This window comes from Brevundimonas sp. (assembly GCF_032055285.1).
Classification (GTDB): Bacteria; Pseudomonadota; Alphaproteobacteria; order Caulobacterales; family Caulobacteraceae; genus Brevundimonas.
The window spans coordinates 1-18,531 of record NZ_DAMBRE010000002.1 but is presented as its reverse complement, the minus strand read 5'-3'; the positions used below and the strand labels follow the sequence as shown (position 1 = coordinate 18,531).

Genomic DNA, 18,531 nt, shown 5'->3' with positions numbered 1-18,531 from the left:
AGCTGTGCCGTAAAATGGCCTAAATTTCGCCTTGGGAATTGCATTTCCGTAACATGGCGTGATGCGACAGTTTCGTGTCGCGATCATTGCAAATATCGCAAATATTTTGTCGATCTTCCTGATTGCTGCAGGTGCGAAGGGGAAAAGAAACTTTGCGCACTTGACGCTACGAGGGGCGTTCGCCAAAGGGACTTAACCGCATTCCTGCTTGCAGGTCGGGGCGACCGGGATATTGTGCCCGGACCTTGGCGGCGACGCTCGTTTTCGAACGGGGGTTGCAGGGGGGCGGCTCCACCGGTCCGGCTCGATCCGGCGGTGGCGCAATTTCATTATAGGGACGGCCGACTGACGCGGTCCGTGTCTTGGGTTCCACGTGTCAGACCAAAGCAGGAACTGGCGAACAATGCTCGATAGCAAGAAGACGAATATCCTCCTCGCAATGGCCGGCGCCGCCGTCCTGATGGCGAGCTCGCCGGTTCTGGCGCAAGACGCCGCAACCCCGGCCGCTGCTCCGGCAGCCGCTGCCCCGGCCGCCGCTCCGGCCGCCGACGCTGCTGCTCCGGCTGCTGACGCCGCTGCTCCGGCTGCTGATCCGACCACGGTCAGCGAGTCGGTTTCGGGCGGCCACGGCAGCGGCGGCATCACCCCGGTCTCCATGTTCATGGAAGCCACCGCCGTCGTTAAGATCGTCATGATCGGCCTGCTGCTGGCCTCGATCTTCTCGTGGACCCTGCTGCTCATCAAGCTGCTCGAGTTCGGCGCCCTGAACAAAGCCACCGACCGCTTCCTGGAAGCCTTCCGCGGCGCTCGCACGATCGCTGACATGCGTCGCGTCGCCACCTCGGAAGACTTCGACGGCAACCCGCTGGCCGACATGGCCGCCGCCGCTACCGAGGAAATCGAACTGTCGCGTCAGGCTGGCCTGAGCGTCACCGGCGATCACCGCGACTCGGCGCTGCTGCGCGCCCAGACCGCCGTCGCCGCCGTTCAATCGGGTCTGCCGAAGCGCCTCTCGGGCGGCCAGCAGTTCCTGGCTTCGGTCGGTTCGACCGGTCCGTTCGTCGGTCTGTTCGGCACCGTTTACGGCATCATGAACTCCTTCATCGGCATCGCCGAGTCCAACACGACCAACCTGGCCGTCGTTGCTCCGGGTATCGCTGAAGCCCTGCTGGCCACCGGTATCGGCCTGTTCGCCGCTATCCCGGCCGTTATCTTCTACAACTACTTCAACACGCGCATCTCGAACTACGGCACGCGTTCGGACGGCTTCAACGCTGAACTGATCAACGCCATCTCGCGTCAGCTCGACAAGGGAGCGTAAGACGGATGGCCGCCAAACTTTCCGGTTCCGGCGGCGGCAAGTACACCGTCGAGGCTAATGCCGAGATCAATGTCACGCCTTTCGTTGACATCATGCTCGTCCTCCTCATCATCTTCATGGTGGCGGCTCCGCTCGCCACCGTGTCGGTGCCGGTGAAACTGCCTCGCGCCGTTGCGCCTCCCGGCAAGAACCCGCCGACGCCCGTCTTCATCTCCATCCAGAACGATGGCGATGTGTGGATTGGCGACCTGCGGTCCTCGCCTGGTTCGCTTGGTGACGATCTGCGTGTTCAGATCGGACGCAGGAACCCCTCCGAAGAACGTATTTTCATTCGCGCAGACCAACAGACCCGGTACGGCGACTTCATGCAGGTCATGAACGCCCTCCAGGACAACGGTTTCTACAGCGTCGCCCTCGTCGGCGAAGAGAGTTAAGGGGGGCGGGCGAATAGCATGACAGCTGAACCTCACGTCCACCGGGATCCAATCCTGGATCCGCCGAAGAAGAAGAAGAAGCTTTCGACCGGCGCCATCGTGGGCATCACCGTTTCGGTGGTCGTTCACGCCCTGGCGGGCCTGTACTTGTACAACAACAAGTTCAAGCTGAAGGAAATGACCTACGAGGACGAGGCCGTCGACGTCGAGCTGATGGAGGTTCCCCCTCCGCCGCCGCCGCCGCCGCCGCCGCCGCCGCCTCCGCCGGACACTCCTCCGCCGCCGAAGCTTCAGATTCGTGAGCCGCAGATCAACACCCAGGCCCCGCCGCCGCCGGTGACTCTGCCGATCGAACCGACGAAGAAGGAAGACCGCGTCGAATACTCGGGCCCGCCCGTGATCGTCCCCGGTCCTCCGCCTCCGCCGGCGCCGCCCGCGCCGCCGAAGCCTTCGGTCATCACCAATCCGAGCTGGTCCCGCCAGGTCTCGCCCGAGTTCCCGGAACGCGCCCAATCGCGCGGCATCGAGACGGGTTCGGCCAAGGTGAACTGCGCGGTCGCCCCGAACGGCAGCCTTTCGGACTGCCGCATCGTGGACGAAGATCCCGCCGGCGCCGGTTTCGGCCAAGCGGTTCTTCGGGCGGCCCGTTCGGGTCGTCTGTCGCCCCGGACTGTCGACGGCGCCGCCGTCGGCGCCCGCGTCGAGTTCACGACCCGGTTCCGACTGGACTAAGGATCTCTTTCGAGATCAGGTTGAACGCCCCGGAGGAAACTCCGGGGCGTTTTTCTTTGTCCAGGACCTTGCCGTCGATCCGGTCTTGATCGGGGTGGGGCGGGACCCGTCAGAGGAGGCTCCGGCGAAGCATGTTTTCAGCGCGGCCGTCGTGCTTGCGTCCCTGATCGGCCTTGGCGCCGCCGGGTGCGCGGGCCAGGACAAGCCTTCAGATGTGGCGGGCACGGGGTGGGTGAAGACAAACTGCGGGGTTGACCCGCAAGGTCGTCTCTTTGATTGCCGGATCATCGGGGAAAGTCCCGTGGGGGCACGCTTCGGCGAAGCAGTTCTCAAGGCGGTAGCCGACGGACGCCTGTCACCTCGAACTGTCGAACCCCCTCGACCAGGTGCGCGGGTCGTGTTCACGACGCGCTTCCGTTTGGACTAAGGGTCTCATCCGAGATCGGCCTGAACGGCCTGCCGGAGATGCCGGGGCGTCTTCCCTTGTCGACCTCGGGAGACAGCCGCAGCCATGGAGCCTGAGGGCGAGCTGTGCATTATGACCCTCGAACTTTGCCGGAGGTCCCGTGTCGCCCAAGTCCCTTCTCGCCACCCTGCTGCTTGGCGCAGGCGTTCTGACCCTCGGCGCCTGCGCCTACAACGAAACCCTGGGCCGCAATCAGTTCCTGATCGTGGACGACAGTTCGCTGATCCAGCAGTCGCAGGCCGCCTGGGCCGAGACGCTGCGCACCCAGAAGGTGTCGAACAACGCCGCCCAGAACGCCCGCGTGCGCCGCGTCGGCGATCGCATCGTTCAGGCCGCGCGGCTGAGTGACCGTCACTGGGACTATGCGGTGTTCGAGGATGCGACGCCGAACGCCTTCGTCCTGCCGTCCGGCCATATCGGGGTGACGACGGGGCTGCTGAACATGGCCCGCAACGACGATCAACTGGCGACTGTCATCGGCCACGAGGTCGGCCACGTGGTGGCGCGTCACGCCGCCGAGCGGTCCTCCACCAATGCCGCGACCGGACTGGTCCTGGGCGCGGTGCAGAGCCAGGCGGGGGATTATGGCCAGGCGGTTCAGGCCTTCGGGGGCCTGGGTGCGCAACTGGGCGTCCTGCTGCCCTTCTCGCGCAGCCATGAGTTGGAGGCCGATCGCCTCGGCGTCGATTACCTGGCCGCCGCCGGCTACAAGCCGTCAGAGGCCGTGGCCCTGTGGCGCACCATGGCCCAGCAGCGCCAGTCCTCGACGCCGCAGTTCGCCTCGACCCACCCGTCGGATCAGACACGGATCGCGGCTCTGGAACAGTACATCGCCAGTCGGGGATGGAACTGACGGGGATAAAAGCAATTTCCCTGCGCCGAGGGTGAAAAGGGTGCTTGCCCCGCCGGGCGAGGCCCGCTAGAGAACCGCCCTCGCGCAGAGATGTGCAGCCTTAGCTCAGTTGGTTAGAGCGCCGGTTTGTGGAGCCGGAGGTCCTCAGTTCAAACCTGAGAGGCTGTACCATTCCCCGATAGAATCGCTTCGGCGACGGTTCGGGAGGTATCGATCAATGTCCGCACCTGCGTGGGACCCCAAGCAATACAATCGCTTTGAAGCCCAGCGTGACCGCGCCGCGCTCGACTTGCTGGTACGCCTGCCCGAGGATTTCGCACCGACCGAGATCTGGGACCTGGGTTGCGGCACGGGCCAGCACGCAGCCCTGCTGCAGCGGCGGCATCCGTCCGCCCATGTCCACGGCATGGACTCCAGCGCGGCCATGCTGGAGCAGGCCCGCGCCCTGTCGGCTGAGGTCGATTGGTCCGTCGGCGATATCGCGACCTGGGCGCCGGACCGGCCCGCCGATCTCATTCTGGCTAACGCCTCGCTGCAATGGCTGCCGGATCACGCCGAGCTTTTCGCGCATCTGGCGGGGGCGCTGGCGCCCGGCGGCTTGCTGACGGTGCAGATGCCCATGGCCTGGGAGACGCGTCACCACACGATCATGCGCGAGACGGCGGCTGTTGGCCCATGGGCGGCGGCCCTGGCCGGGGTGGACACCATCGCGCCCCTGTTGCCCGCCGAGGCCTATTACGAGGCCCTGGCGCCCCTGTGCGGCGACATCGACATCTGGGCGACGACCTATCTGCACGTTCTGGCTGGCGAGGATGCGGTGCTGGAATGGATGAAGGGCACGGCGCTGCGGCCCTATCTGACAGCCCTGACCGGCGACCCGTCGATGCAATCGGCCTTCCTCGCCGCGCTGGCCGAGCGGCTGGCCGAAGCCTTCCCTAGGCGGGCGGACGGGGCGACTCTTCTACCATTTCCTCGTCTGTTTCTGCTGGCGCAAAGGCGCTGACGCGGCGCCGATGCAGATGCTCGACCGGGCATTTCAGGGTGGTCAGAGCGGCCTGGGCGGCGGCGTAGCCTGAGGACACGGCGGGGTCGTAGGCCTTCCAGTCGCGGATATCGACGCCCTCGGGTTTGGGCAGGATCAGCAGGTCGGTGTCGGCCCGCGCCTGCATCAGCTCGGCCTCGGTCGACAGGGTGGCCGAGCGCATCAGCACCGAGACGATGGGCGGCCCCTTCTTCCATGCGCCCGACAGGATCCAGCGCCACCACGACGGCGGGTCCTGCAGGGCCGCGGGATCGACGCCTCGCGTCTGGGACACGTCCACGCCGACCACCGGGCCGCTGTTCAGGCGGCGCATGACCTCGCTGGGGAAGTTCCGCAGGACGGCGCCGTCCACCAGGACCTGACCGTTCATCACCACGGGCGGCATGACGCCGGGCAGGGAGATGGAGGCCCGCAGGGCGTGGCGCAGCATCCCCTCGCGATGCACCTCGACCTTGCCCGACGTCAGATTGGTCGAGACCGCGAAGAAGGGCAGGGGCATGTCCTCGATGTTCACGTCGCCATAGGCGTCCTGCATCAGGCGCGCGACCTTGCGGGCGTGGGTCATGGCGATGATGGGAAAGGCGATGTCCGACAGGGGGTCGGACAGGACGAAGGCCTTGCGGATGCGCTCGTCCAGTTCCTCGTCGGACCAGCCCAGACCCGGACCAGCGGCTATGACGGCGCCCATGGACGATCCGCCGACGAAGTCGATCGGCATGCCGGCCTCGCGCAGGGCCCTCAGCGCGCCGATGTGGGCGTAGGCCCGTGCGCCGCCGCCGGACAGGACCACCCCGACCGCCGAGCCGGTGACGATGCGGGCTATGCGCGCCGTGTCGTCGAACAGGCCCTCGACCGCATGGAACCAGCGACCGGGCTTGAAGGCGTCCAGCCAGTCGCGGGTGCGGGTCGGCCGCCCCATGTGCGCGGGACGCAGCAGGATGAGATCGGTGAGCGGGTGGGCTTCGTCCTCGATCTCGGACGGCAGGACGGGCGCCTGTGGCCTGCGGTCCGCATCCCCCACCATGAAGACCCGGTCCACCTGGCGGGCGCACAGGGCGGCCCAGCCGGGCTGGTCGGATTCGGTGACGTAGAGGACATAGTCGTGGGCGTCCTCGACGCCGGAAAACCATTCGGCGGCGGACGAAAGGGCGGTGTGGTCGATGATGCGGCAGGTGAAGCCCTGGGCCTCGACGGCGCGGGCGATGCGCTCGACGAAGCTTCTGATCGGCTGGCTGCGCGCCGAGATGAAACCGAAGACGGTCGGGTCGGAACCGGTCGAGTTGCGGTCGCGGGCGCGGGTCAGCATGACCTGGCCCAGTTCCGCCATCAGGGCCGGCTCGTTGCGGGCGGCCTCAAAGAAGGCGTCGCGGGGCAGGGCGACCACGTCGCTGTCGCGCAGGGCCACGACATTGGCCATGTGGGTCGTGCCGGCCAGCATGGCCATTTCACCGACCGGATCGCCGGGCTTGATGACGCCGATGAACTGCGGCCCGCGTCCGTTGTCGTCCTTGAACACGCCCAGTCGCCCGGCGCGCAGCAGATAGAGGGTGTCGGCGGGATCGCCCGCCGAGAACAGCCGTTCGCCCCGCGTCAGGGCGAACCAGCTGGCGCGGGTGTTCTTGGTGCCCTCGAAGACGCGCGCCAGGGCGGCTTCCAGCGAGTCGGGCGGCGTGTCGGGACGTTCTGCAGCCATGGGGCAGGTTTAGGCCGGAATCTGTTCGACAGGAAAGCGGACGCTTCCCACCGGCGCGGAAGCCTCCTACACCTTGGGGCATGCCCAAGCTGATTTCCGCCGTCGATCGCAACAGTCCTGCTTTCAAATCGCTGGATGCGCACAATCGCGCCCTGCGGGATGAGCTTTACGAGAAGGTGGCCAAGGCCGCGCGGGGCGGCTCTGACGCCAGTCGCGACCGCCATGTGGCGCGGGGCAAGCTGTTGCCGCGCGACCGGGTCGAGCGCCTGCTGGATCCGGGCTCGCCCTTCCTCGAGGTCGGCCAACTGGCCGCCAACGGCATGTACCGTGATGAGGCCCCGGGCGCGGGCATGATCTGCGGCGTCGGCCGGGTGTCGGGCCGCGAGGTCATGATCGTCGCCAACGACCCGACGGTGAAGGGCGGCGCCTACTTCCCGCTGACGGTGAAGAAGCACCTGCGGGCGCAGGAAATCGCCGAGCAGAACAACCTGCCTTGCGTCTATCTGGTCGATTCGGGCGGGGCCAACCTGCCGCACCAGGCCGAGGTCTTCCCCGACCGCGACCACTTCGGCCGCATCTTCTTCAACCAGGCGCGGATGTCGGCCAAGTCGATCCCGCAGATCGCCTGCGTCATGGGCTCCTGCACGGCGGGCGGGGCCTATGTGCCCGCCATGTCCGACGAGACGGTGATCGTGCGCAACCAGGGCACTATCTTTCTGGCCGGTCCGCCGCTGGTGAAGGCCGCCACCGGCGAGGTCATCTCGGCCGAGGAACTGGGTGGCGCGGAGACCCACGGCCGCAAGTCCGGCGTGGTCGACCACGTGGCCGAGAACGACGAGCACGCGCTGGAGATCGTCCGCTCCATCGTCGCCAATCTGAACACCATCAAGCCCCAGCCGCTGGACGTGCGCGAGCCGCGCGCCCCGGCCTATGATCCGGCTGAGCTGTACGGGATCATCCCCGAGGACGTCCGCGCCCCCTATGACGTGCGCGAGGTCATCGCCCGTATCGTCGACGGCTCGGAACTGGACGAGTTCAAGGCCCTGTACGGCACGTCGCTGGTGTGCGGCTTCGCCCGTATCTGGGGCCAGCCGGTGGCCATCCTGGCCAACAACGGCGTCCTGTTCAGCGAGAGCGCGCAAAAGGGCGCGCACTTCATCGAACTGGCCTGCAAGCGCAAGATTCCGCTGCTCTTCCTGCAGAACATCTCGGGCTTCATGGTCGGCGGCAAGTACGAGGCCGAGGGCATCGCCAAGCACGGCGCCAAGCTGGTGACGGCCGTCGCCAGCGCCGAAGTGCCCAAGTTCACCGTTCTGATCGGCGGCAGCTTCGGCGCCGGCAACTATGGCATGTGCGGCCGGGCCTACAGCCCGCGCTTCCTCTTCACCTGGCCCAACAGCCGCATCAGCGTGATGGGCGGCGAGCAGGCGGCCAGCGTCCTGGCCACCGTCCACCGCGACGCCGACACTTGGACGCCGGAAGAGGCCGAGACCTTCAAGGCGCCGATCCGTCAGAAGTACGAGGACGAGGGCAACCCCTATTACGCCACGGCCCGCCTGTGGGACGACGGCGTCATCGACCCGGCCCAGACCCGCGACGTTCTGGGCCTGGCCATCAGCGCCAGCCTGAACGCCCCCATCCCCGAGACCACCTTCGGCGTCTTCCGTATGTGATCGGGCGAAAGCTCAACATTGATCCGCAGCAAGGACCAAAGCCCTGCTGCCGCGTTTCACTTCGGCGAAGGAGCCGACCATGACCGACCAGAAGCCGACCGAAGAAGACCTGAACGCCCTGGACGTCACCGACGCCGAGGCGGCCGAAATGAACGCCATCGCCCATCCCTTCGTCGCCGATCCGGCGCCGGACGCGGACAATGAGCTGGTCAAGATCGACGCCCTGCCGTCGGGCGTGGTCTTCGTGACCATCAACCGCCCCGAGAAGAAGAACGCCTTCGACGCCGCCACCATCGCCGCCCTCTATGAGGCCTTCGAGACCCTGCAGGGCGCCGACCGGGTGCGCGTGGTCTTCATCCGCGGCGCGGGCGGCACCTTCAGCGCGGGCGCCGATTTGAACTGGATGGCCGACGCCGCCGGTTGGTCCGAGTCTGACAACCGTGACGACGCCATGGGTCTGGCGAAGATGCTCAAGGCCCTGCACGACGTGCCGGCCCTGACGGTGGCCTTGGTCGAGGGCGCGGCCATGGGCGGCGGGGCGGGCATCGTCGCCGCCTGCGACATGGCCGTGGCGGTCGAGGGCGCGCGCTTCGCCTTCTCTGAGGTCAAGCTGGGCCTGATCCCCGCGACCATCGCCCCCTATGTCATCGAGGCCGTCGGCGCGCGCCGCGCGCGCCAGCTGTTCCTGACCGCCAACATCTTCGACGCCGACTACGCCGCCCACGCGGGCCTGATCGATCTGGTTCTGCCGGAAGGCTCGGTGGACGAGTTCATCTCCATGCTGACCGACAGCCTGACGACCTGCGCCCCCGGCGCCATGGGCGAGGCCAAGCGTCTGGTGAACGACGTGGCGGGCGAGGCCATCGACCATCGCCTGCTGGAAGAGACCGCCAAGCGCATCGCCCGCGCCCGCGTCTCGGAAGAAGGCCAGGAAGGCGTGCGCGCCTTCCTCGACAAGCGCGCCCCCAGCTGGGCGCAATAAGACTACTTTCCTCCCCACGCGTGGGGAGGGGGACCATGAAGTGGTGGAGGGGGCGACGCTAACGTCAGCCGTGGAGTCGCCCCCTCCGTCACGTCGCCTTCGGCGCCGCGCCACCTCCCCATTCGCTTTGCGAACAGGGAGGAGCAAGATGGGGCAGACCGCCGGTTATCTCGCAGAGGCAGAGTTCAAGACCGCCATGTTCAAGTCCGTCCTGGTCGCCAATCGCGGCGAGATCGCCTGCCGCGTCTTCCGCACCGCCCGTCGCATCGGCCTGCGCACCATCGCCGTCTATTCCGAGGCCGACGCCCAGGCCCTGCACGTTCGCGAGGCGGACGAGGCGGTGCTGATCGGCCCAGCGGCGGCGCGCGAATCCTATCTGGATGCGGGCAAGGTTCTGGCGGCGGCCAAGGCGACGGGGGCCGAGGCCATCCACCCCGGCTACGGCTTCCTGTCCGAGAACGCCGACTTCGCCGAGGCCGTCATGGCGGCCGGCATCGTCTGGATCGGCCCGCAGCCGTCCTCGATCCGCGCCATGGGCCTGAAGGACGCGGCCAAGAAGCTGATGATCGAGGCGGGCGTGCCCGTCACTCCCGGCTATCAGGGCGAGGACCAGTCGGTCGAGACCCTGACGGCGGAGGCGAACCGCATCGGCTTCCCCGTCCTGATCAAGGCGGTCGCCGGCGGCGGCGGCAAGGGCATGAAGAAGGTCGACAGGCCTGAGGACTTCGCCGACGGTCTGGCCAGCGCCCAGCGCGAGGGCCAGTCCTCTTTTGGCGATCCGCGCGTCCTGATCGAGAGCTACATCACCCGCCCGCGCCACATCGAGGTGCAGGTCTTCGGCGACAGCCACGGCAATGTCGTCCACCTGCATGAGCGCGACTGCTCGCTGCAACGCCGCCACCAGAAGGTGATCGAGGAAGCGCCCGCGCCGGGCATGGACGCCGCCACGCGCGAGGCCGTCACCGCAGCCGCCGTCCGCGCCGCCAAGGCCGTCAACTATCAGGGCGCAGGCACCATCGAGTTCATCGCCGACGCCTCCGACGGGCTGAAGGCCGACCGCATCTGGTTCATGGAAATGAACACCCGGCTGCAGGTCGAGCATCCGGTGACCGAGAGCATCACCGGCGTCGATCTGGTCGAATGGCAGTTGCGTGTCGCGGCGGGTGAACCCATTCCGCTGGCGCAGGCCGACATCCCCATGAAGGGCTGGGCCATGGAGGCCCGCCTCTATGCCGAGGACCCGGCCCACGGCTTCCTGCCGTCCATCGGGCGGCTGGATCACTTCGTCATGCCTGACGACATCCGCGTCGATACGGGCGTGGAGCAGGGCGGCGAGGTCAGCCAGTTCTACGACCCGATGATCGCCAAGCTGATCGTCCACGCTGACAGCCGCGAAGCCGCCGTCGCTCGCCTGGCCAACGCCTGCCGCGAGGTCGAGGTCTGGCCCGTCCGCACCAACGCCGGCTTCCTGGCCCGCTGCCTGGACCACCCGCGCTTCGTCGAGGGCGACGTGGACACCGGCTTCATCGCGGCGGAGGAGGGGACGCTGATCGGCGCGCCCGTCTCGGCGCAGGCTCTGGCTGGCGCTGCCGGCCTGATCGGGCTTGAGGCCGACGCCGCCGCCTTTGACGTTGAAGACAAGGCGCTGGCTCCGTGGCGGGCGGGCCTGTTCGGCTTCCGCATGAATGGCGCGGCCCAGTCGCGCACGGCCCTGCACCACGGCGACCAGCAGCACGCCGTGACCCTGGCTGGCGAGCCGGGCTGGCACGGGCGTCAGTCGAGCTTCGACGTCGGCGTGGAGGGCGAAACCGCCCGCGTTTACGGTGAGACGGATCTGGTCGTGGTCGACGGCGATGTCGTCACCGCCTTTGCCCCGGACGCCGAGCGCATCGTGGTCTTCGACGACGGCGACGTCATCGAATTCCGCCGCCGCAAGTCCAGCGCGGGCGCTGGCGGCTCCGCCTCCGACGGCGGCCTGCGCGCCCCCATGCCCGGCAAGATCGTCGCCGCGCCCGCCAAGACGGGCGACGCCGTGACCAAGGGTCAGCCCATCGTGGTGCTGGAAGCCATGAAGATGGAGCACGCCCTGACCGCGCCTTTCGACGGCGTGGTGGCCGAGTTCAACGTCGCCGTCGGCGATCAGGTCGTGGACGGCGCGGTGCTGGCCGTGGTCAAGGCGGGCGAGGCTTCCTAAGTCCCGCCCATGCCCCTTCACATGATCAAGCTTTGCGTCGGCGTGTCCGAGGTCGAGACGCTGGAAGCGAACGCCGCGCGTTCCGACTGGCGCATCGTCCACACCCGCATGACGCCCAAGCGCGCCGCCGAGATCGAGGACGGCGGCTCGCTCTACTGGGTGATGAAGGGCTCGGTGACCTGCCGTCAGCGCATCCTCGACATCACGACTGTGGGCGAGGGCAAGGAGAGCCGCTGCGAGATCAGGCTGGACAGCCAGGTCATCCGCACCGCGCCCTTGGCCCGGCGGCCGTTTCAGGGCTGGCGCTATTTCGAGCCCAAGGACGCGCCGCCGGACCTGTCCGTGGCCGAGGCGACGGACCTGCCCGACGACCTGGCGCGGGAACTTCGCGAACTCGGCGCCTGGTGACCCTTTCGTGGCATTGGGGGTGAGGTGTTGACCTTTGGTCGCGCCCGTGGCCTGTCCCGGCTCCCATGACCAACGCCCTGTTCAGCTTCAAAACCCGCGAAACCCTGTCCGAGCTGCTGAAGCTGGCCTGGCCGGTCGTGCTGGCGCGTCTGGGCATCATGACCATGGGCCTGACCGACGCCATCGTCGTCGGCCACTACGCCAGCCGCGAACTGGCCTATCACTCCCTGGCCTGGGCGCCGTCGTCGGTCGTGCTGACCACGGCGGTCGGTCTGATGATGGGGGTGCAGGTCATGACGGCCCGCCTGCTGGGAGAGGGCCGCAAGGACGAGGTCGGCGCGGTCCTGCGTCGCGGCATGGTCTATGCGCTTCAGATCGGCATCGTCTCCATGATCGCCCTGATGGCGCTGGGGCCGTTCGGCCTGCACCACATGGGTCTGGAGGACGGGCTGGGCGAGGGCGCCTCGCCGGTGCTGATGATCTTCGCCCTGTCCATGCCCGCCTATCTGATCTCGGTCGCGGCCCAGTTCTTCCTCGAGGGCCTGCATCGGCCCAAGGCCGGCATGGTCGCCATGTGGGTGGCCAATGCGGTCAACCTGGGCCTGAACCTGCTGCTGGTGCCGGACATTCTGGGCCTCGGCCTGCACGGCGCACAGGCCTCGGCCTGGGCCACCTTCGGCGCCCGCATGGCGCTGGCGATCTTCCTGGTCATCTTCATCCTGCGCCTGCCCGAAGCGCGGGCCTGGGGCGTGTTCAACAAGCCGAAGCGCGACAAGGTCGTCGAGCGCGAGCAGATGAAGGTGGGCTTCGGCGCGGGCTCGTCCAACTTCATCGAGGTCGGGGCTTTCGCCGCCATGACCCTGTTCGCCGGTCAGCTCGGCGCCGCCGAGACCGCCAGCTGGGCGGTCGTCATCAACGTTTCCGCCATCGTCTTCATGGTGCCCATGGGCCTGTCGTCGGCGACGGCGGTTCTGGTGGGCCGCAGCTTCGGCGCGCGCGACAAGGCCGGGGTCATGCGCGGGGGTCTGGCAGGCATCGGCGTGGTGACCGTTCTGGCCTTCATCATCGCCATCGGCCTGTGGCTGACGGCGCCCCTGGTGGTCAGCGCCTATACGACCGACCCGGCCATCCTGGCCATCGCGGCCCCGGCCCTGGTGCTGGCGACCCTCTTCTTCGTCGCCGACGCCCAGCAGGTGGTCGCCGCCCAGGCCAACCGCGCGGCGGGCGACGTGGTCTGGCCGACGCTGATGCACCTGCTGTCCTATGGCGTCATCATGATTCCGCTGGGCTGGTGGCTGGCGCACCGGATCGGCGTCGACGGTCTGGTCTGGTCGGTCATCGTGGCCAGCCTGATCTCGGGCGCGCTGCTGACCGGGCGCTTCGTGCGGATCGCCAGGCGGCTGCCGGCCTCAGGCGTGACGGCGGGGTGACGCGGGCGTAACGGGCCTCTATATCCGTCTGCTTCCTCCCGCAGACTGGACGACCATGGCCCGCATCCTCATCACCTCGGCGCTGCCCTACATCAACGGCATCAAGCACCTTGGGAATCTGGCCGGGTCCATGTTGCCCGCCGATGTCTGGGCGCGGTTCATGCGCGGGCGCGGCCACGACGTCCTCTATGTCTGCGCCACCGACGAGCACGGCACCCCGGCCGAACTGGCCGCCGCCGCCGCCGGGCAGGACGTCCGCACCTATTGCGACGAGCAGCATCAGGTTCAGAAGAAGGCCGCCGACGCCTTCAGCCTGTCGTTCGACGTCTTCGGGCGCAGCTCCAACGCCCCGAACACCCGCCTGACCCAACACTTCGCCAAGGTGCTGGAGGAGCGCGGCCTGATCGAGGAGCGCGTGGACCGGATGATCTATTCGATCGACGACGCCCGCTTCCTGCCCGACCGCTATGTCGAGGGCACCTGCCCGCACTGCGCCTATGAAAAGGCGCGCGGCGACCAGTGCGACAACTGCGGCCGCCTGCTGGACCCGATGGATCTGATCAATCCCTATTCCTCGGTCTCGGGCAGCCGCAACCTGGAGGTCCGCGACACGCGCCACCTCTATCTGCTGCAGACCAGGGTGGCCGACGAGGTCCGCGCCTGGGTCGACGCCCGCTCGGAAGGCTGGCAGCCGCTGGCCCGCTCCATCGCCTACAAGCATCTGGACGAAGGCCTGATCGACCGCGGCATCACCCGCGACCTGAAGTGGGGCGTGCCGGTCGTCGGTCCCGACGGCGGCCCGCGTCCGGGGATGGAGGGCAAGGTCTTCTACGTCTGGTTCGACGCTCCCATCGAATACATCGGCGCGACCGAGGAGTGGGCGGAAGCCACCGGCGGAAACTGGCGCTCGTGGTGGCGTCTGGACGAGGGCGCGGACGACGTGCGCTACGTCCAGTTCATGGGCAAGGACAACGTCGCCTTCCACACCGTCAGCTTCCCGGCCACCATCCTGGGCTCGGGCGAGCCGTGGAAGACGGTCGATCAGCTCAAGGCCTTCAACTGGCTGAACTGGTACGGCGGCAAGTTCTCGACCAGCATGGGCCGCGGCGTCTTCATGGATCAGGCGCTGGAGCTGCTGCCCGCCGACTACTGGCGCTGGCACCTGACGGCCTATGGCCCGGAGCATTCCGACGCGGCCTTCACCTGGGAGCAGTTCCAGGCGACGACGAACAAGGACCTGGCCGACGTCCTGGGCAACTTCGTCAACCGCATCGTCAAGTTCACGGAAGCCAAGTTCGACGGCGTCGTGCCGACGGGCGGCGAGGCCGGCCCGCTGGAGGTCAAGCTGGCCGCCGACATCAAGGCCGGTCTGGAAGCCCTGACCGCCGAGTTCGAGGCGATGGAGTTCCGCAAGGCGGCCCAGGCTGCCCGCGCCCTGTGGGTGCTGGGCAACGAGTACCTGCAGGAAGCCGCCCCCTGGACGGCGCTGAAGACCGACCGCGACCGCGCCGCCGTGGTCGTGCGCACCGGCCTGTCGCTGGTGGCCCTGTTCGCCCGCATCACCGTGCCCTTCATGCCGGGCAGCGCCGAGCGCATCGGCGCCACGGTCGGCGCGACTGATCTGGCTTGGCCGGACGCCGATGGCGATCTGCTGAACCTGGTCCCGGCGGGCCAGACGGTGGCCGCCGCCGCCGTCCTGTTCGCCAAGATCGAGGACGCCCAGGTCGCCGAGTGGACCGAGCGCTTCGGCGGCGCAGAGTAAGCAGGAAAAAGGCCCGGATTGCTCCGGGCCTTCTTTTTACGTCGTAACAGGATGACGCGTCAGGACTTCCTGGCGGGCAGCAGGCCCAGGCGGGCCGCGCCGAACAGGGCCAGCAGGCCGGTCAACAGGATCATGGCCCATTCGGTCAGCGTCGGAACCGCCGCCGGCGGCGGCGTCGTCACCAGCACGGCGTTCGTGGCGCCGACGCTGTTGAGCGTCAGGACGACGTTGGTTGAGCCATTACGGATGGTCCCGCCGTTCAGACCGAGGGCGCCGATGGCGATCCCGTCACTGTCGAGGTCGCCCGGCTGGACCGTGTATCGGAAGGTCAGGCTCGAACTGCCGGACCCGGATTGGTAGGTGGCGTAACGGGTGGCTGCACCCACGGTCAGGGCGATGCTGGGCGTTCCCCCCGTCGTGTTGACGGTGACCGCTTCGCTGAAGTTCACGGTGAAGCTCAGGGTCTGTCCGGGCGTATAGGCGCCGTTGGCGGGGACGCCGACGCTGGCGACGGTCGCCGCGGGTCCTGCCGCAGGCTCGGTAATGGTGAAGCTTTGTTGCGCCGTACAGGTGTTGGCGTCCATCACTGTGACGGTATAGGTTCCGGCGGTCAGGCCAACGGCCGCCGATGCTGTGCCGCCGCTCGGCGCCCAGGAGTAGGTATAGCCGGGCATACCGCCCGAGACGCTGACCGAAGCGGCGCCGTCCGCACCGCCATTGGTGGAGACGTTCGACTGCGACCATGGGTTCGCCGCCAGAAGAGTCGGCTGCGTAACCGTATAGTTTCGCGTTGCGGTCGCGCCACTACCGTCCCTCACTTCGACGGTGAATGATCCGGCGGCCAGACCGGTCGCCGTGGGGCTCGTTCCGCCGTAGGGCGTCCAAGTGTAGGTGTAGAAACCGTCGCCGCCGGAGGGGCTGGCTGTGGCCGTGCCGTTCGAGCCGCCATTGCACGATACATTGGTGGTGCCGCCGCCGATGACGATCTGGGCCTGGGCTCCACCGGCGGCGGACAGGCACAGGGTCGCCGCTGCAAGCGACCAGGAAAGAGCACGAATCGACATCTGCGACCTTGGGTTATCAGTGATATGGCTACGCCTAAGTGAAAATCACCATTTTTGTAAAGTGTCGCTGGAATGGCTGGACCGGGCGAGGAGAAAGAAAAAAAGGCCCGGATCGCTCCGGGCCTTTTCTTCAGTTCGCAGAGGGCGTTGCGGCGGGTTCGGGCGGCGGGTTTCGCTGTTCCCGCGCGCCGGGCAGGGCGGCGGGGGTGGCGTGTTTGCTGCCGGCGCTGGCGTGTTTCATGTGCTTGGCCTGCTCCTCGGCGCCGATATCGAGGAAGGCGGGGGCCGAGGCGTTGAACTGGTCGGCGTGACCGGTGCGGACGATGACCGAACGTCCGCCGTCCCAGATCATGTGCAGGGCGACGTAAAGCACGATGGCCAGACCGATATAGGCGATCCAGCGGTAGCGGTTCAGCAGCTTGGCGATGAAGCTGGCGGCCAGACCCATCAGGGCGATCGACAGGATCAGGCCGAAGACCATGATCCAGGGGTGGTCATGGCTGGCGCCGGCGACGGCCAGCACATTGTCCAGCGACATGGTCAGGTCGGCGATCATGATCTGGATCAGGGCGGCGCCGAAGGTCTTGCGCTTCAGGCCCAGCTCCTCGGGCGAGGGACCGCCGCCGTGTTCGATGGCCATGGCCCGTTCGATCTCGGCCTCGGCCTCGGCCTGATCGTGGGTGGCCTGCTCACGCAGTTCGCGCCACATCTTCCAGCACACCCACAAAAGCAGGAAGCCGCCGGCCAGCAGCAGGCCGACGATGGCCAGAAGCTGCACGGTGATCAGGGCCAGGCCGATGCGCATGACGACGGCGGCGGCCAGACCGATCAGGATGGCCTTGCGGCGCTGTTCCTGGGGCAGGGCGGCGGCGGCCAGGCCGACGGCCACGGCGTTGTCGCCGGCCAGGACGAGGTCGATCATCAGGACCTTGCCGAGGGCTGAGGCCTGACTGAGAAGATGGGGGTCTGAGAGGAAATCCATCCGGGGTTCTTAGGCCCCGGACCGGGCTGCGCCAAGACGCCGCAGCGGCAAAGTCACTCGCCGTCGCCCCTGTCTCGTGAGGAGGGGCGACGGGGAGTGACCCGGTCAGCCCGCGCGTTGCGCGCGCGCGGCTTCATAGAGGGCGATGGCCGCCGCGTTGGAGACGTTCAGGCTTTCGAAGCCGCCCGGCATGGGGATCTTGGCCAGGACGTCGCAGTGTTCGGCCACCAGCCGGCGCACGCCGTCGCCTTCGGAGCCCATGACCAGAACGGTCGGACGCGAATCGAGAGCTTCTTCCAGCGTCTGCTCGGCGGCCCCGTCCAGGGCCACGGCGCGCCAGCCCATGTCGGCCAGCTTCTCCAGGGCGCGACTCAGGTTCGTGACACGGGCGCAGGGCAGGCGCTCGGTGGCGCCCACCGCGGCCTTGGCCAGGGCGCCGGCCAGTGCGGGGGAATGTCGGTCCTGCACCACGATCCCCTTGGCGCCGAAGGCCAGGGCCGAGCGGAAGATGGCGCCGACGTTCTGGGTGTCGGTCAACTGATCCAGCATGACGATGACTCCGCTGGCGTCCTCGGCGATGTCTTCCAGCGAGACGCCTTCCAGCGGCTGAACCTTGAAGACCATGCCCTGATGAACGGCCCCGGCGGGCAGCATCCGGGCCAGGGCGGTCGAATCGATCACCTCGATTCGGTGGCCGTTCGCCAGATTTTCCCGTTCGATTTCAGCGGCTCGCTCTTCCGTGACCATCAAACGGCCTGTCCCGCGGCGGGTTGGATTGGCCAAGGCGGCCAAAACCGGATGGCGGCCCCAGATAAAATTATCCGCATCAGCCTTGCCGCGCGGGGGTTTGGAGGCGGAATCTCCCCCGGAACGACCTGTCGGCGCAGCCGATCGACCCTTCTCCGGGCGGTTTTCGCCTCGCTTGTGGAAAGATTGTTTTTTACCGGGTTTCCGGTCGTTGCGTTCTGAAAATGACGACACTATAAGACGGCCTCCGATTTGGGCCCCAGGGCTTCGGGTCAGGCGCTTCCTCTACTGCAGGCGTCGCCGGACACGAAGGCTTTCGTTGCGAAAATGATCGAAAGATCACTACGTTGCGTATCCAGACCGGTTTTGAAAACGCGCGCTGGGGGAATGTCCCGAGTGGCAAAGGGGGCGGACTGTAAATCCGCTGCGAAAGCTTCGAAGGTTCGAGTCCTTCTTCCCCCACCACGCGCGTTTCGAGGCCGAGAGGACGGAACCCCAGAAAAGGAATCGGGTGCGGAAACGCCAACCTCTTGCGAGGTTGGGGCAACGCATTCTTCGCGCGGGTATAGCACAATGGTAGTGCAGCAGCCTTCCAAGCTGAGGATGTCGGTTCGATCCCGTCTACCCGCTCCAGGTTTTTGATCTGACAAAAGCGCCCCTCCGTCCTTGGACCCGGGCCACAGGAGTTTGGCCATGGCCAAGGAAAAGTTCGAACGCACTAAGCCGCACTGCAACATCGGCACGATCG

15 protein-coding genes and 3 tRNA genes are annotated in these 18,531 nt (G+C 67.4%); 14 read left to right on the top strand and 4 right to left on the bottom strand.

Annotated features, from left to right (window positions below; all coding sequences use genetic code 11):
- Positions 1-403 precede the first annotated feature (403 nt).
- The 6 genes from RTY13_RS05580 (at position 404) to RTY13_RS05555 (ending at position 4,809) form a co-directional block, all read left to right on the top strand.
- Positions 404-1,321 (top strand): MotA/TolQ/ExbB proton channel family protein, encoded by a 918-nt coding sequence (locus RTY13_RS05580; protein ID WP_312781820.1) that lies wholly within the window; start codon positions 404-406, stop codon positions 1,319-1,321.
- Between the two features lie 5 nt (positions 1,322-1,326).
- On the top strand, positions 1,327-1,755 hold the full coding sequence (locus RTY13_RS05575; RefSeq protein WP_312781819.1) for a biopolymer transporter ExbD: 429 nt from the start codon (positions 1,327-1,329) through the stop codon (positions 1,753-1,755).
- Between the two features lie 18 nt (positions 1,756-1,773).
- Positions 1,774-2,487, top strand: coding sequence for an energy transducer TonB (locus RTY13_RS05570; RefSeq protein WP_312781818.1), 714 nt, complete (start codon positions 1,774-1,776; stop codon positions 2,485-2,487).
- A 566-nt stretch (positions 2,488-3,053) separates the two neighbouring features.
- On the top strand, positions 3,054-3,806 hold the full coding sequence (locus RTY13_RS05565) for a M48 family metallopeptidase (RefSeq protein ID WP_312781817.1): 753 nt from the start codon (positions 3,054-3,056) through the stop codon (positions 3,804-3,806).
- 94 nt (positions 3,807-3,900) lie between these two features.
- Positions 3,901-3,977: transfer RNA gene (locus RTY13_RS05560), tRNA-His, on the top strand.
- Between the two features lie 46 nt (positions 3,978-4,023).
- Positions 4,024-4,809 carry a methyltransferase domain-containing protein gene (locus RTY13_RS05555; RefSeq protein WP_312781816.1) on the top strand — a complete coding sequence of 262 codons (786 nt, stop codon included), beginning with the start codon at positions 4,024-4,026 and terminating at the stop codon, positions 4,807-4,809.
- Here the strand turns inward: RTY13_RS05555 and RTY13_RS05550 are convergent.
- Positions 4,742-6,541, bottom strand: coding sequence for a patatin-like phospholipase family protein (locus RTY13_RS05550; RefSeq protein WP_312781815.1), 1,800 nt, complete (start codon positions 6,539-6,541; stop codon positions 4,742-4,744). The two genes, RTY13_RS05555 and RTY13_RS05550, sit on opposite strands and share 68 nt — an antisense overlap.
- An 80-nt stretch (positions 6,542-6,621) precedes the next feature.
- Here RTY13_RS05550 and RTY13_RS05545 point away from each other — a divergent pair, with 80 nt between their 5' ends.
- The 6 genes from RTY13_RS05545 (at position 6,622) to metG (ending at position 14,990) form a co-directional block, all read left to right on the top strand.
- Positions 6,622-8,214 (top strand): carboxyl transferase domain-containing protein, encoded by a 1,593-nt coding sequence (locus RTY13_RS05545; RefSeq protein ID WP_312781814.1) that lies wholly within the window; start codon positions 6,622-6,624, stop codon positions 8,212-8,214.
- A gap of 79 nt (positions 8,215-8,293) precedes the next feature.
- The gene (locus RTY13_RS05540) at positions 8,294-9,196 is read left to right on the top strand and encodes an enoyl-CoA hydratase-related protein (protein WP_312781812.1); all 903 of its coding nucleotides are present in this window, start codon (positions 8,294-8,296) and stop codon (positions 9,194-9,196) included.
- Between the two features lie 196 nt (positions 9,197-9,392).
- The gene (locus RTY13_RS05535; protein WP_312782518.1) at positions 9,393-11,390 is read left to right on the top strand and encodes a biotin carboxylase N-terminal domain-containing protein; all 1,998 of its coding nucleotides are present in this window, start codon (positions 9,393-9,395) and stop codon (positions 11,388-11,390) included.
- Positions 11,391-11,399: 9 nt separating this feature from the next.
- A complete protein-coding gene (locus RTY13_RS05530) occupies positions 11,400-11,798 on the top strand; it encodes a DUF1489 domain-containing protein (protein ID WP_312781810.1) in 399 nt (132 codons plus the stop codon).
- Positions 11,799-11,863: 65 nt separating this feature from the next.
- Positions 11,864-13,228, top strand: coding sequence for an MATE family efflux transporter (locus RTY13_RS05525; protein ID WP_312781809.1), 1,365 nt, complete (start codon positions 11,864-11,866; stop codon positions 13,226-13,228).
- A 55-nt stretch (positions 13,229-13,283) separates the two neighbouring features.
- The gene (gene metG, locus RTY13_RS05520; RefSeq protein WP_312781808.1) at positions 13,284-14,990 is read left to right on the top strand and encodes a methionine--tRNA ligase; all 1,707 of its coding nucleotides are present in this window, start codon (positions 13,284-13,286) and stop codon (positions 14,988-14,990) included.
- Between the two features lie 59 nt (positions 14,991-15,049).
- Here metG and RTY13_RS05515 read toward each other — a convergent pair whose 3' ends face one another.
- The 3 genes from RTY13_RS05515 to rlmB all read right to left on the bottom strand — a co-directional run bounded on the left by RTY13_RS05515 (position 15,050) and on the right by rlmB (position 18,017).
- Positions 15,050-16,054, bottom strand: a complete 1,005-nt coding sequence (locus RTY13_RS05515) for an IPTL-CTERM sorting domain-containing protein (protein WP_312781807.1) — start codon at positions 16,052-16,054, stop codon at positions 15,050-15,052.
- 130 nt (positions 16,055-16,184) lie between these two features.
- A complete protein-coding gene (locus RTY13_RS05510) occupies positions 16,185-17,036 on the bottom strand; it encodes a TerC family protein (protein WP_312781806.1) in 852 nt (283 codons plus the stop codon).
- Positions 17,037-17,141: 105 nt separating this feature from the next.
- The gene (gene rlmB / locus RTY13_RS05505) at positions 17,142-18,017 is read right to left on the bottom strand and encodes a 23S rRNA (guanosine(2251)-2'-O)-methyltransferase RlmB (protein WP_409450283.1); all 876 of its coding nucleotides are present in this window, start codon (positions 18,015-18,017) and stop codon (positions 17,142-17,144) included.
- 147 nt (positions 18,018-18,164) lie between these two features.
- On the opposite strand from rlmB, the gene RTY13_RS05500 reads away from it, so the two are divergent.
- Together RTY13_RS05500 and RTY13_RS05495 are read left to right on the top strand one after the other, a co-directional pair.
- Positions 18,165-18,248: transfer RNA gene (locus RTY13_RS05500), tRNA-Tyr, on the top strand.
- A gap of 94 nt (positions 18,249-18,342) precedes the next feature.
- Positions 18,343-18,416: transfer RNA gene (locus RTY13_RS05495), tRNA-Gly, on the top strand.
- Positions 18,417-18,531: the final 115 nt, after the last annotated feature.

Bases quoted from the DNA above. Each gene is read 5' to 3' on its own strand.
- RTY13_RS05515 (WP_312781807.1), bottom strand. From the start codon at position 16,054: ATGTCGATTCGTGCTCTTTCCTGGTCGCTTGCAGCGGCGACCCTGTGC.
- metG (WP_312781808.1), top strand. From the start codon at position 13,284: ATGGCCCGCATCCTCATCACCTCGGCGCTGCCCTACATCAACGGCATC.
- RTY13_RS05550 (WP_312781815.1), bottom strand. From the start codon at position 6,541: ATGGCTGCAGAACGTCCCGACACGCCGCCCGACTCGCTGGAAGCCGCC.
- RTY13_RS05530 (WP_312781810.1), top strand. From the start codon at position 11,400: ATGCCCCTTCACATGATCAAGCTTTGCGTCGGCGTGTCCGAGGTCGAG.
- RTY13_RS05580 (WP_312781820.1), top strand. From the start codon at position 404: ATGCTCGATAGCAAGAAGACGAATATCCTCCTCGCAATGGCCGGCGCC.
- RTY13_RS05555 (WP_312781816.1), top strand. From the start codon at position 4,024: ATGTCCGCACCTGCGTGGGACCCCAAGCAATACAATCGCTTTGAAGCC.
- RTY13_RS05535 (WP_312782518.1), top strand. From the start codon at position 9,393: ATGTTCAAGTCCGTCCTGGTCGCCAATCGCGGCGAGATCGCCTGCCGC.
- RTY13_RS05545 (WP_312781814.1), top strand. From the start codon at position 6,622: ATGCCCAAGCTGATTTCCGCCGTCGATCGCAACAGTCCTGCTTTCAAA.
- RTY13_RS05575 (WP_312781819.1), top strand. From the start codon at position 1,327: ATGGCCGCCAAACTTTCCGGTTCCGGCGGCGGCAAGTACACCGTCGAG.
- RTY13_RS05525 (WP_312781809.1), top strand. From the start codon at position 11,864: ATGACCAACGCCCTGTTCAGCTTCAAAACCCGCGAAACCCTGTCCGAG.
- RTY13_RS05510 (WP_312781806.1), bottom strand. From the start codon at position 17,036: ATGGATTTCCTCTCAGACCCCCATCTTCTCAGTCAGGCCTCAGCCCTC.
- RTY13_RS05570 (WP_312781818.1), top strand. From the start codon at position 1,774: ATGACAGCTGAACCTCACGTCCACCGGGATCCAATCCTGGATCCGCCG.
- RTY13_RS05540 (WP_312781812.1), top strand. From the start codon at position 8,294: ATGACCGACCAGAAGCCGACCGAAGAAGACCTGAACGCCCTGGACGTC.